The sequence below is a fragment of the Arthrobacter sp. AFG20 genome (genome assembly GCF_002892795.1).
In the GTDB taxonomy this organism is placed as follows: Bacteria; Actinomycetota; Actinomycetes; order Actinomycetales; family Micrococcaceae; genus Arthrobacter.
The window spans coordinates 226,488-239,257 of sequence record NZ_PJMC01000001.1 but is presented as its reverse complement, the minus strand read 5'-3'; the positions used below and the strand labels follow the sequence as shown (position 1 = coordinate 239,257).

Here is a 12,770-nt window from a genome sequence, read left to right as displayed (position 1 = left end):
ATGAAGACCGGACGGAAGGACGAGGATGTCTGAGGATTTCAGGGTGCTGATCGTGGATGACGACTTCCACGTCGCCAAGCTCCACGCGGCCTATGTGGATTCCGTGGCCGGGTTCCTGGCGCTGCCCCCGGCGGGTTCGGCGTCGCTGGCCCTGCAGTCCATCCACAGCCTGCGCCCGGACCTGGTGCTGCTGGACGTGTACCTGCCGGACGCGTCTGGCCTTGACCTCCTGCATCAGCTGGACGTGGACACGATGATTCTCAGTGCGGCGTCGGATGCGGCGTCACTGCGGACAGCGTTCCGGCGGGGCGCCCTCGGATACCTGCTCAAGCCGTTCACCGCCGAATCCCTGTCGCAGCAACTGCGCTCCTATGCCCGGTACCGTCGTATCCTCGGCCAGCCCGGTTCCCTGGACCAGGACACCGTGGAGCGGGCAAAGCGGGCGCTCATTCCGGGTGATGTCTCGCCGTCGGCCAAGCCCAGATCCGCCACGGAGGCGGCGGTGCTGGAGTCGCTGGTGCCCGGCGAGCAGTACTCGGCAGCCGATGTCGCAAGGCGCGTCGGCGTGTCCCGGGCCACCGCGCAGCGGTACCTGTCCTCGCTCGCGGACGACGGGGCCGTCGAGATCCAGCTCCGCTACGGCACCACCGGCCGGCCCGAACACCGCTACGGCCTCCCGCCGCAGTAGCCCTCCAAATAGCGCGAACTGGCAGGTAACGCCCTCAAGCCCGGGATTTGAGGGCATCTGCTGCGAGTTCGCGCATGGTCAGCTCGCCTTTTAGGCTGCTTCCCTGACTGTCCCCGGCGCTGTCTCGGGAGGAGCGGAGCTTTCGGGCAGGCCGGATTGTTCAGGCACGCCAGAGTCAAGCGCCTTGAGTAGGGCTTGGGTGTGTGGTGGCCAGTGGGGTGGTTCCCAGTCGGGTTGTTCGCTGGGATAGTGCCGGCCGTTGGGCGAGGTCCACCCAGGCGGGTCGTTTGCGCTGGCGGCGGTGGGCGTCCAAGCCGAGTTGTGTTTGAGCCGGTGATGTTTAGGACATGGTTGGGCCAGGTTACTGATTCCGGTAGGTCCACCGCGGGCCCAGGCAAGGAGGTGGTCGGCCTCGTTGTCCAGGGAATGGTTGTTGCAGTTGGGGAACGTGCATTTGGCATCCCGAAGCCGGAGCCACTGCCGCAGTGGTTTGGGGATGCGGTAGCTGGTCCGTCCGATCTCCAACGGTGCGCCGTCGCGGGGGTCTATCAGAACCCTCCGGAACGAAGTCGCCCCATCGGCGACTAGTGCACGGGCCATTGACGGCGGGATCGGCCCATACCCGTCGAGCATGGCAGGTTCCTCAGTCATGCCGAGCAGGGAAAGCGCCGGAACGGTGACCAGGACCTGGGCCACGGGCGAGGGCACACCACCGGCAGGAAGCAAACCGGCCGGATCCGTGCCGGGGAAGCTGCCGTCCGCAGCGCCATCACCGGCTGCGTCCGGGATGGCGGGTGGTAGCTGTTCGAGGCCTGCGGTGAGAAGCCAGGCTGAGGTGACGTCGGCGCGGAGCTGGGTGAGGGTCCTAGCCTCGTCCGGTCCCTGCATGGCCCGCGCCGCGCCGGTGGTGCGGTCCCAGATCCCAGCCGCCTGGTCCGCGGGCAGATAGGCCGAGAACCAGGCCATCCCGTCACGGTCCGGGGCGTACTCCACCCGCCGGTCCGCCGTACTGCGGGCATGGCGTTTTTCGATGCTGACCGGGTGGTGCCGCTCCCGCCAGGTACGCACCTTCGCCCGGAACGCAGGGGACAAGCTCCCCAGCCGGGATGCCGCGGGCCGCCTCCGGCGCGTCCGGGTCCAGGAAGTGTGCCTCCAGCGCCGCAGCCCCGGCAGGATCGAGGTTCGCGGTCTCGTCGACCATGATCCGGGCGTGCTGCCACGACAGGGCCCCTGCCTGCAGCGCGGACAGCGTCAGCGGCCGGACGGTGGTCAGTTCAAGCGCGTCGCACAGCAGTGCACTGGCGGCGCGTTCGCTGATGGTCAGGACACACGCGATCTCCGAGGTCACAGCCATCTCCCTGACGGTGCGGTCCTGCGGGGACTCGGCCGGCGACGCCAAGGCCTTCTCGGCCTTGGCATACCCGGCGACGAGCTGCACCTTCAGCGCCGCGAGCTGAGCCTCGACTTTGGCCAGCTCAGCCAGGCCGTCCAGGTGCGCGTCGGCCTGGTCCCGCAACGGATCAACACCTGCGCTGTCCGGATCACCCGTGAGAGCCACACCGTCTGTCCCGGGGACCGCGTTTCCCGTCGCGCGGCGAACAAAAGCAGCCAGCGCAGAGACCGAGGCGTCGATGGCCTCCACCGTCTCCACAGCTGTACGGCTTTCCATACCCGAAGCCTTTCACGCCCCACTGACAATTTAGCGTCGGGCGAGCCAGGCACCTGCGCCGGGGACTAGGCGTCGGGAAAACAAAAGCGCGAACTGGCAGGAAACGCCCTCAAACCCGGGATTTGAGGGCATCTGCTGCCAGTTCGCGCTTGAGGCAGGGAAGTTCTAGCTGGCGCTCTTCTGCGCGACGAGTTCGATCTCCACAAGCATTTCAGGATCCAGGAACGGCAGCACGTGGACCAGCGACAACGTGGGGCGGATCTCGCCGAAAACCTCGCCGTGCGCTCGACCGGCGTCCTCCCACTTGCTGATGTCCGTCAGGTACAGCTTGGACTGCACGACGTCGGCGAGCGCGAATCCGGCGTCGGCCAGGACGGTCTCCAGCTTCTGCAGGATGAACTGGGTCTGCTCGTAGAAGTCGTTGCCGACGATGCCGTTCTCGCCGCTGGCAGAGGTGGCGGAGATGTAGAGCGTGTTGTCCACCCGGACCGCGCGGGAGTAGCCGAGCTTCTGTTCCCAGACCGAGCCGGTGCCGAACGTCTTGCGCATGCTGCTGCGCCTTTCACTAGGGGTTTTAAGTCGGCTCCACTCTAGGCGGGCTGGACGTCCAGCCTGAAAACCAGCAGCTTTATGTCGGTGCCCGGCACATACCAGTCGCGCTCGGGCGCCCGGCGGAAGCCTGTCTTCCGGTACAGCCCGTGGGCGCTTTCCCAGTCCCCGCCGGTGGTCAGTGCCACGGCACGGATACCGTCCAGCGTCCTGGCGTGCGCGATGATCGCTTCGACCATGGCCCGGCCGGCGCCGCTGCGCTGCACGGCCGGATCCACCACCAGCATGCGGAACTCAAGCTCGTCGTCCAGCGCGATGTCGGCGTACTTCTCACCGGCCAGCGCCAGGGTCACCGAACCGACGATTTGGCCGGCGCGCTCCGCCACCCAGATGGTGGCCCGGTCCGCTCGTGTGGCGACGTCCTGGATCTGCTTCATGTACGGGTGGTCCGCGCTCTCGAAGTATCCCGCCGCCAGATAGGCGTCCCGGGTAATACGGGCGATGGCCGCGTAGTCGGCGGGGACGGCGGGACGGACGGTGATCTGCGGCTGCACCCGTCAATGGTAGTGCCGTCCATCCGATGCGCTCTGCGAAACAGCTGTTTCCGTGACTGAACTATCAGGTCTGCGCCTACAGCGGGAACTTGCCTGACATCTCGAGCGTGCCCGCGCATGTCCAGGCCGACAGCCGTTCCTCGGCGGAGGGCCCTCCTTCAAGCGGGCTGGTAAGCCGGGGGCGCCGCACCCAGCAACCGGCCTCCTCGGCCACCAGGGCGCCAGCGGCGAAGTCGTGCTCATTCAGGCCACGCTCGCCGAAGGCATCGACTGTTCCGTCGGCGACCATGCAGAGGTCCAGGGCAGCCGAGCCGAGCCGGCGGACATCGGCGAAGCCGTCTACGAAGCTGCCCAGCGCCGCGAACTGCTCTGCCCGCACCTCGGGGTCATAGCTGAAGCCTGTGGACAGGATCTGGCCGGTGCGGCCGGAAGCCGGGCCGGTGAGCTGGACCCTTTTTCCGTCCTGTTCCAGCCACGCGCCTTGGCCCCTGGATGCGTAATACACGCGACCCAGCGCGGGGGCGTGGACGACGCCGGCCAGCCAGACGCCGTCGGAATCGGCAACAGCCACTGAGGTTGCGTAGTAGACGATATTGCGGATGAAGTTGGTGGTCCCGTCGAGCGGATCAATGGACCACCGCATCCCCGTCGGTTTCTCGGGGCGTGTTGTCCCGTGCTCCTCGCCGGTGATCACGTCGTCCGGCCGCGCACTGCGGATAACGGTGCGCACGGCTTCCTCGGCAGCCACGTCGAAGGCGGTAACCCAGTCGCCGGCTTCGCCCTTGTTGGTGACGGTCCCCGAGTCCAATGCGCCGTTGCTGCGTTCGCCAAGCACCCCGGCACCGGCAGCCGCGGCGGCCTTGGCCACGGCGAGGAGCCCGGTCACATCGAAGGTGTTTGCGGTATCCGGTGTCATTCGGAATCCTCCCCGTCGGCCCGGTGCGGCGATGCCTCAGAATCCTCAGCCGGGGCTTTCGCAGCAGCACCATCCGCGTCAGCCCCGGCGGGCCCGTTGGCCAGCAGCTCCCGGAACCCGTCCTCGTCCAGGATGGGCACACCCAACTGCTCGGCCTTGTCCCGCTTGGTGCCGGCGTTATCACCGGCCACCAGGTAGCTGGTCTTCTTCGACACCGACCCTGCCGCCTTGCCGCCGCGGACCAGGATGGCCTCCTTGGCCTCGTCGCGGCTGAAGCCTTCCAGGGTCCCGGTGACCACCACGGTCAGCCCCTCGAGGGTGCGCGGTGTGGACTCGTCCCGCTCATCCTTCATCCGGACCCCGGCGGCTGCCCAGCGGTCGATGATGTCGACGTGCCAGTCCTCGGCGAACCATTCCTTGAGGGCCGCGGCGATGGTGGGGCCGACGCCGTCCACCCCCGCGAGTTCCTCCTCCGAGGCTCCCCGGATGGCGTCCATGGTGCCGAAGTGGTTGGCCAGGGCACGTGACGCGCGGGGGCCGACATGCCGGATGGACAGCGCCACCAGGACACGCCATAGCGGCTGGGTCTTGGCCTTTTCGAGTTCGTTGAAGAGCTTCACGGTGGTGGCCGTCGGCTTCGAGGGCGTCTTGGCGGTGCCCTTGCTGTAGAAGTACGGCACCAGCTCGAACTCGCCGCTGGGAACACCCTTGGAACGCTTCTCGCGCCGGATCTTCACCGGTTCGAGGTCCTCGGGTGTCAGGTCAAAAAGGGCCGCCTCGCTGACCAGCGGCGGGACCTCAGGCTCCGTCGGCTGGGTCAGCGCGATCGCAGCCTCCCAGCCGAGGGCTTCGATGTCGAATGCTCCCCGGCTGGCAACGTGGAACACGCGCTCACGCAGCTGCGACGGGCAGGACCTGGCGTTGGGGCAGCGGATGTCCACGTCGCCTTCCTTCCCGGGCGCCAGCGTCGTGCCGCAGGACGGGCATTCCGTGGGCATGACGAAGTCACGCACCGGCGGGTCCTGCTGGTCCCGGAGCGCCAGCACCGGGCCAACGATCTCCGGGATGACATCGCCGGCTTTCCGGAGCACCACGATGTCGCCGATCTTGACGCCCTTGGCCTTGACCACGTCCTGGTTGTGCAGCGTCGCCATTCCCACGGTGGATCCTGCCACCTTGACCGGTTCCATGATCCCGAACGGCGTGACGCGGCCGGTGCGCCCGACGTTGACGGCAATGTCCAGGAGCTTGGTGTGCACCTCCTCAGGCGGGTACTTGTAGGCGACGGCCCAGCGCGGAACCCGCGTGGTGTAGCCCAGGGCGCGCTGGGTGGCGAAGTCATCGATCTTCACCACGATGCCGTCGATCTCGTGGAGCAGGCTGTGCCGCTTGTCCCCGTAATTCTCGATGAACTTCAGCACCTCGGCCGGGCTGCCGAGAACCTCGAAGTACGGACTGACCGGCAGCCCCCACTCCGCCAGCAGCCGGTAGGTCTCCGACTGGCTGGCGGCCTGGAGGCCCTCGCGGGCGCCGATGCCGTGGACGAACATCTGCAGCGGGCGCTTGGCGGTTTCTGCCGGGTCCTTCTGGCGGATCGAGCCGGCCGCGGCGTTACGCGGGTTGGCCAGCGGAGCCTTGCCCGCTTCAATCAGCGCCTCGTTGAATTCGGCGAACGCCTTGGACGGGATGAACACCTCGCCGCGGATTTCCATCTCGGCGGGAAAGCCGCTGCCGCTGAGCTGCTGCGGGATCTCCTTGATGGTGAGCACGTTGTGCGTGATGTCCTCGCCGGTGGTGCCGTCGCCGCGGGTGGCTGCCCGGACCAGTTTCCCGTCCCGGTAGAGCAGGTTGACGGCGAGGCCGTCGATTTTCAGTTCGGTCAGCCAGGCGGCCTCCGGATTCCCGGACTTGGCGACCCCTGCCTCCGCCTTGGCGATCCAGGCCTGCAGTTCCTCGATGGAGAACACGTCCTCCAGGCTGTACATGCGCTGGAGGTGTTCGACGGCGGCAAACGCCGCGGACACTTCCCCGCCAACCTCCTGGGTGGGCGAGTCATTGGAAACGAGCTCCGGATGCAGCGCCTCGAGCTCCTCCAGCCGGCGAAAGAGAGTATCGAACTCGGCATCGGAGACGAGCGGCTCGTCCTCCTGGTAGTACGCGAAGCGGTACTTCCGGACGAGGTCCGCCAGGTTCTCGTACTCATCCCGTACGGACTCAGAGGGAATGGCTCCCGGCTCAAGCTGGTCCGTTCCGGTGGCTGCGCTGTCTGTGGGGCCTGATGGTGTGCTCACAGACCTATCTTGCCCTACAGCCCGGACATTTTGCCGAGGCGGCGGGCCCCCTACCAGTGACCGGGGCGGTTCCGGCTCCACAGGGCGAAGGCCAGTCCGCCCAGACCCACCAGGAGGACGCCGCCCATGACGGCGAACAGGCCGAAGATGCCGATGCCGGGCCCCTTGTCCGCGACTACGACGGCGGCGGCCTGGCTGGCGGCGGGCGCGGCGATCGGTTTGGTCCAGCTGGACTCGGCAGAAAACGCCGACGACGACGGGGCCGGGCTGGCGGAGGCTGGGCTCACCGGCCGTGTTGCAGCGGGGACCGCGGCCACAATCCCGTCATTCGCTGCCGGGACGACGGCGGGAGCGGCGGCCGGTGTGACCGGCGCAGGAGCCATGCGAGTCGCGGGCGCCATGGGCCGCACCGGCGCCGCAGGGGCCGCCGGTCGCACCGGCTGTACGGGCGCGGGAGCCGGCTGTACGGGCGCCGGCGCCGGCGAAGGTGCGGGCGCTTTCTGGGTCGGCGGCGGCGCGGGGGCAGAGGCGGTTGCCGTCGGGGTTGGGGCGGGGGCCGGTGCCGGTGCCGGGGAACCGGACGACGGCGGAGCGACAGGCGTGGACGACTCCGAGCACGGTCCCTCCGGCAAACAGGCAGCCTGGGCAGCCCCGGCGGCGCCGGTCACAACCGTGAAAGCCAGCATCGCAGCGGCAGTTCCGGGCACTAGCGCGCCGCGCAGAAGAGGAAGACGGTTCATGGAGTACCTTTGCAGCCGCGCGGGACCCTCCCGCGCCGAGTTTTGTCCCGGGTATCTTCCTACAGTCCCGCGCGGCGCACCAAATTAACTAATACTCAACTACTGTCGGCTTTCCGGCGGCAGCGCGATCTGGAGCTTGCGCACCTTGCCCCTCCCGACGATGTAGCCGCGGCCCGGAATGAAGCCGGCGCCGACGCGTCCGAGTGACGTGTTGAGGAGGCTGTCGCCGTCGATGTCGCCCGGGTTGATCAGCAGCCCCCTCCTGCCCGACTTGAAAGGCTGCGCGAGCGACCAGGCTGAGGACCAGGTGGACGTTTCGGATTCCCCGACCACCCACTGGTCGGCCTTGATGGACGCCGCCACGAGCCTTCCGATGCCGGACTCGGCCAGGGTGTCCGTAAACTCCGTGAGTCCCTCGATGAAGATGGCCACCTTGCCCGGATTGGCCGAGGCGTGGTCCGTGAGCGCTTCCACCGCCTCCTCGACGTCGTCGGCCCCCACCAGCGAGCGGTCCCAGACCGGCAGGGACGCCACGGCGGACTTCCTGGCGGCAAGGTAAACCAGTTCGGTGCCGGGGTTGGACCGGCGCAGCGCGTAGGCCATGGTCACCAGGGCCACGGTCCGGCCGGCGCCGGGCGGGCCAGCGAGCAGCAGCGGGCCCTTGGCCATGAGCGTGGCGGGCTGCAGCGTTTCGTCGTCCACGCCGACCACGGGAAGGTCCGGCAGCCCGGCAGGCAGGATGTCCAGGTCGATCTGCTCGGGCAGCCGCTCGATCCGCGGAGCCCGTTCCACACCCTGGCGGAGCATGGCCCCGCTGAGCTTGTGGACTTCGCGCGCCTGCAGCGCCAGGTTGGAGTTGCCGCCCAGGACGGCGAGCTGCACCTCGTGGCCGCCCAGCAGCCCCCGTCCCGGAGGCGAGGCCTGGCCCAGGACGTCCTTTGGCACGTCCATGGACAGGTAGTCGTCCTCGGCGTTCAGCCGGAGTACCAGCCTTCGCTGGATGGAGGCAAGCAACGACGCCGGGACGGAGTTGGGGCGGTCACCGGTAACAACGAGGTGGATGCCCAAGGGACGGCCGTCGGTCGCCAGCTGCAGGAAGAGGTCCCAGAGGCCGGAGAGCTTGCTGTACTCATAGGCCTCGCGGAAGGCCGACATGCCGTCCACCAGCACGAAGATGCGCTTTTCATCCGGCAGGCCGGCAAGCTTGCGGTACTCCCCGATGGTGGAGGCGCGGACCTCTGCGAAACGGGCTGCCCGGTCCTCGGCGAGGTCACTGAGCCAGCGCAGCAGCCTGCCCACGCGTTCCACGTCGTCGCCGTTGATGATCCCGCCCACGTGCGGCAATTCTTCGAGCATTTTGAGCCCGGCGGAGCCGCAGTCGATTCCGTAGACGTGGACGGGGCCGCCGCGGGGCGTGACGGCAGCGGCGATGGCGATGCCCCGCAGGGCGGCGGACTTGCCTGAGCCGCCCGTGCCGTAGATGGCCATGTTGCCATCCTTGTCCGGTTCATAGAAGACGGTTGGCTGGTCCTGGCGGGCGGGGTCGTCCGCAACGCCCAGCAGGAGCCGTTCGTCGGTGCGCGGGTTCGGCAGCAGCGAGAAGTCGTAGGTGGTGGCCAGTTCGTTCAGCCACGGCTTCCGCGGCGGTTCGACGGCCAGCAGGTCCGCGGCGGCGATGACGTTGGCGGTCATCCTCGCGATGTCGTTGGGCCCGGCCGGTTCATCCTGCACCGCAGTACCGGGGGCCGGCGCTTCCCAGGCGGGACCGGACCCGAAGGCCATTTCCACGATGTCGATCTGCGGACGCTGCGGGCGTTCGGTGGTCCAGCCGCCGGCGTAGCCGGTCTGGAAACCCTGGATGCGGCCCGGACCGGTTTTCGCCGCACCGCGGCCCGGGATGGAGGGATCGAAGTACGCGGCGTCCGGCACGCCCAGGATGTCCGTGGCGTCGTCCTCATCGGCCATCCGCAGCGCCACCCGAAGGTTCGTGTTGGCGCGCAGGCTTTCCTTGATGACGCCGGCGGGGCGCTGGGTGGCGAGGATCAGGTGCAGCCCGAGGGACCGGCCGCGGGCGGCGACGTCGACGACGCCGTCCACGAACTCGGGCACCTCGGTGGCCAGGGCAGCGAATTCGTCCACCACGATCACCAGGTAGGGCGGGGCCTCGGGATCCGCCTCGCGCTGGAGCGAGAGCAGGTCCTTGGCCTTTTTCCTGTTGAGCAGGTGTTCCCGATAGTGGAGCTCAGCCCGCAGGGACGTCAGGGCGCGGCGCACGAGGTGCGGCGAGAGGTCGGTGACCAGACCCACGGTGTGCGGCAGGTGGACGCAGTCAGCAAAAGCGGCGCCGCCCTTGTAGTCCACAAACAGGAAGCTGACGCGGTCCGGGCTGTACGCAGTAGCCATGCCCATCACCCACGACTGCAGGAACTCGGACTTGCCGGCGCCGGTGGTGCCGCCCACCAGCGCGTGCGGGCCCTCGTTCTTGAGGTCCAGGTGGAGAGGTTCCACACCCTTGGAACCCACCAGGGCGCGCAGCGAGCCGTTGTCCTTGCGGTTGGCTACGGCGGTGGAGCGGACGGAGTTGTTCTCCTGCCAGCGTTCGGCCACGGCCTGCGGATTTTCCAGGAAGTCCTTGCCGATAAGCGTCGCGTAAGACACGGCGCGGGGCAGGTTCGAGTCGTCCTCCAACGGTTTACCGGCGTCGACCACGGGTGAGAGCATGCGGGCCAGCTGGCCTGCCAGTTCGGCGTCGAGGCTTTCACAGCTCACGGGGTAGGTGTGGCGTCCCAGCCGGACCTGGCCGGTGGTGTTGCCGTGTTCGCCGTCCACCGCCAGGAAGTCACGGCAGGCGGCCGGAAGGGATTCGACGCCGGCAGCCACCCACAGGACGTGGACACCGGTATCGGGTCCACGCTCCACGAGCCGGGTCAGCCGGCCACGGTCCACCGGCGCGTCGTCCTCGATGATTACCAGCACCGACGGCAGCACCGGCGCCGGAACATCCGCGGTTTCCTCGGGGATGCCCGGCCGGTGCGCCGGACCCTGCGCTGGACCCTGCGGACGCATCGCAGTTTCCCGGAGTTCCACGAGGTCCTCGAGCCGGGACAGCAGGCTGGTGCCGCCTGCCGAGCCGGCAGCAAGGTGGTCGCCGCTGACCGGGCTGTGGCTCGAGCCGACATGCGGCAGCCACTGCAGCCAGTTCCAGCGTTCCCGGGACCGGGCCGAGGTGATGGCGGCAACAGCTACTTCCGCCGGGGAATGCAGGCCCACGAGCTGCAGCACCACTCCCCGGGCCACGTCATCCACGAGTCCGCGCGGCCCGGCGAGGCCGAACGAGCCGGCGGTCCGCAGCTGCGAAACCACCGGCACGCCCTCGATCTGCCGGAACTGGTCCAGGCAGCCCTCAATTTCGCGCCGGTACTCTGTCTCGGTTTCCGAGGAATTCGGCTCCTCGAACGGAATCCTGGAGGGCACAGTGCCGAGCCCGAACCGGAGCGCCAGGAACCCGGAGTGCTCCGGCCTGTGGGTCCAGAGCAGCGGACCCAGTTTGTAGATGGAGTCGACGGTGTCACTGACGGACGGCGCCTCCTGGAGCCGAACGGCCCGCTCAACGCGCTGCAGCTCGGTGGTGTCCTGCCGGAAGGCGGCCATGGCCGCCCGGAACTGCTTCAGCTGTTCCTTGCGCTCGCGCTGGCTTCGCAGCTTCTGGTCCACGTAGTGGCCCACAATGAACAGGGGCATCATCAGCATGAACAGTACTGACATCATGCTCTGGGTCACCGCGAACAGCACCGCGCCCATCATCAGCGGGGCGATCAGCATGATGTAGGGGAAGGGGTGGTGCTCCTGCCGCTTGGGTCCGGCCGGGGGCACGCGCTTGGCCGGGGCGAACCGTGGGATCACCCGCGGGGATCGGTTGAAGTCCACCAGGGGCGACGTCGGAGTCGCCGCGCCGCTGCGCGCCAGCGGCACCACGGTGAGCTCAGTGTCTCCCAGCGTAACGGTGTCCGAGGAGTTCAGCGTGGCACGGGTGACCGGCAGACCGTCCATCTGGAGGCCGTTGGCGGAGTTCGTGTCGACGATTTCGATGCTCTCCCCCACGGTGATGCGGGCGTGCCGCTTCGACGTCAGGGGATCGGTGAGCCGGACGTCTACGTCCCGGTCCCGTCCGATGTAGCTGGTGCCGGAGGGCAGGGAAAATTCCCGTCCGACGTCGGGCCCGGAGACTATGCGCAGCGTCGCCGCGGCGGGGCCGCGGTCTGCGGCCGGGCCGGCGTCGTTTGGGTTCCCGAACTGGTCGCTGACTTGGGTGAGCGAAACGACCGACCCGGGCCGCAGTCCCGACTCGAGGAGGTTGTCCGCCCGGTCCAGGACGATGCCGCGCATGCCGCCGGCTACGAATGCCTCGTCAATCCGGAGCGAGAGATTCGGCGGAGCAGGCTGCTGCCGTCGGGCGGGGTCCGCCGTCCACAGCTCGGTGGCGATGTCGGCGACGGTGGCCCGGCCGTCCACGGTAACTGCCAGGTCCTTGGCCTCGGCGGGGTCCCGGCGCAGTGTCAGTCGGATCCTCATGCTTCGCTGTCCCCGCGCATCTTTTCCAGGAGGTGAAGGTCGGTGGCTGTGACCAGGTGTGAGGTGACAGCGTGCTCGACGAGGCGTGCCCGGCGGTTGGTGGCCAGCTTCCCGCCGCCTCCCCGGAGGCCTGCCACTCCGGCACGGTCCAGTTTGTCGCACACGTTGTCGAGCTTCCGGTTAAACCGGGTGATGGCCCAGCCCAGGGTCCGGGCCGCCTCCGCGGAGGAGGGAATGGCGGTGAATCCGGTGCCTTCGCGCCGGAGCATGGGTTCGGCAAGCGCCACGATGAGGGCTTTCTGCGAGTCCGTGAAGACCACCGGGCCGATGGTGGTGTCACCGCCGCTGGTTTCGCTGCTGGCCTCCTGCCGGAACGACGGCGTCTTCAGGTGGACGGCAAATTCATAGGTGGTGGGTCCGGCCGTGAAGATGATGCTGGTGTGGCTGAAGACGAGCGGCAGCCGGGCGCCGGGCGAGAGCCAGGCCTGCATGCCGCCGGATCCGTCGGCCACCGTGGCGGAGAGGCGACTGCCCACGTTGCTGAGCCACCAGATGCCGTCATACCTGGCGATCTGCAGGAAGCGTCGGTGCAGGTACGGGTTGTCGTCCACTTCCAGGTCGCCCTCGCGGCCGATGCTGAAGATGTCCTCATCGGCCGGCTCGTACCACTCGCCGCAGAAATCTATGGCCAGGTCTCCCATGTTTCCCTGTCTTGTCGTCGGTGCTGTTTGATGCTGGGCAGCTGTTGACGCCTTACGCGTCTTGCCGCTGCCGGATGTTAAGTCTGCCGG

9 protein-coding genes and 1 pseudogene are annotated in these 12,770 nt (G+C 68.2%); 1 reads left to right on the top strand and 9 read right to left on the bottom strand.

What is annotated here, in order from left to right; translation table 11 throughout:
- Positions 1-25 precede the first annotated feature (25 nt).
- Positions 26-688 (top strand): response regulator, encoded by a 663-nt coding sequence (locus tag CXZ05_RS01010; protein ID WP_102970760.1) that lies wholly within the window; start codon positions 26-28, stop codon positions 686-688.
- 90 nt (positions 689-778) lie between these two features.
- Here CXZ05_RS01010 and CXZ05_RS01005 read toward each other — a convergent pair.
- The 9 genes and pseudogenes from CXZ05_RS01005 to CXZ05_RS00965 all read right to left on the bottom strand — a co-directional run bounded on the left by CXZ05_RS01005 (position 779) and on the right by CXZ05_RS00965 (position 12,680).
- Positions 779-2,357: pseudogene (locus tag CXZ05_RS01005) on the bottom strand (DUF222 domain-containing protein).
- A gap of 165 nt (positions 2,358-2,522) precedes the next feature.
- Entirely contained in the window at positions 2,523-2,906 is a 384-nt protein-coding gene (locus CXZ05_RS01000; protein ID WP_102970759.1) for a RidA family protein, read from the bottom strand.
- A gap of 41 nt (positions 2,907-2,947) precedes the next feature.
- On the bottom strand, positions 2,948-3,460 hold the full coding sequence (locus CXZ05_RS00995; RefSeq protein WP_102970758.1) for a GNAT family N-acetyltransferase: 513 nt from the start codon (positions 3,458-3,460) through the stop codon (positions 2,948-2,950).
- Positions 3,461-3,536: 76 nt separating this feature from the next.
- Positions 3,537-4,376, bottom strand: coding sequence for an inositol monophosphatase family protein (locus tag CXZ05_RS00990; protein WP_102970757.1), 840 nt, complete (start codon positions 4,374-4,376; stop codon positions 3,537-3,539).
- Positions 4,373-6,667 carry an NAD-dependent DNA ligase LigA gene (gene ligA, locus CXZ05_RS00985; RefSeq protein ID WP_102970756.1) on the bottom strand — a complete coding sequence of 765 codons (2,295 nt, stop codon included), beginning with the start codon at positions 6,665-6,667 and terminating at the stop codon, positions 4,373-4,375. Before ligA ends, CXZ05_RS00990 begins: the two co-directional genes overlap by 4 nt.
- Before the next feature lie 50 nt (positions 6,668-6,717).
- Positions 6,718-7,050, bottom strand: a complete 333-nt coding sequence (locus tag CXZ05_RS00980; RefSeq protein ID WP_102970755.1) for a hypothetical protein — start codon at positions 7,048-7,050, stop codon at positions 6,718-6,720.
- Positions 6,992-7,285, bottom strand: coding sequence for a hypothetical protein (locus CXZ05_RS22930; protein ID WP_180987211.1), 294 nt, complete (start codon positions 7,283-7,285; stop codon positions 6,992-6,994). Before CXZ05_RS22930 ends, CXZ05_RS00980 begins: the two co-directional genes overlap by 59 nt.
- A 221-nt stretch (positions 7,286-7,506) precedes the next feature.
- Positions 7,507-11,979, bottom strand: coding sequence for an FtsK/SpoIIIE domain-containing protein (locus CXZ05_RS00970; protein ID WP_102970753.1), 4,473 nt, complete (start codon positions 11,977-11,979; stop codon positions 7,507-7,509).
- Positions 11,976-12,680: a hypothetical protein gene (locus CXZ05_RS00965; RefSeq protein ID WP_102970752.1), complete on the bottom strand. Its 705-nt coding sequence runs from the start codon at positions 12,678-12,680 to the stop codon at positions 11,976-11,978. Before CXZ05_RS00965 ends, CXZ05_RS00970 begins: the two co-directional genes overlap by 4 nt.
- Positions 12,681-12,770: the final 90 nt, after the last annotated feature.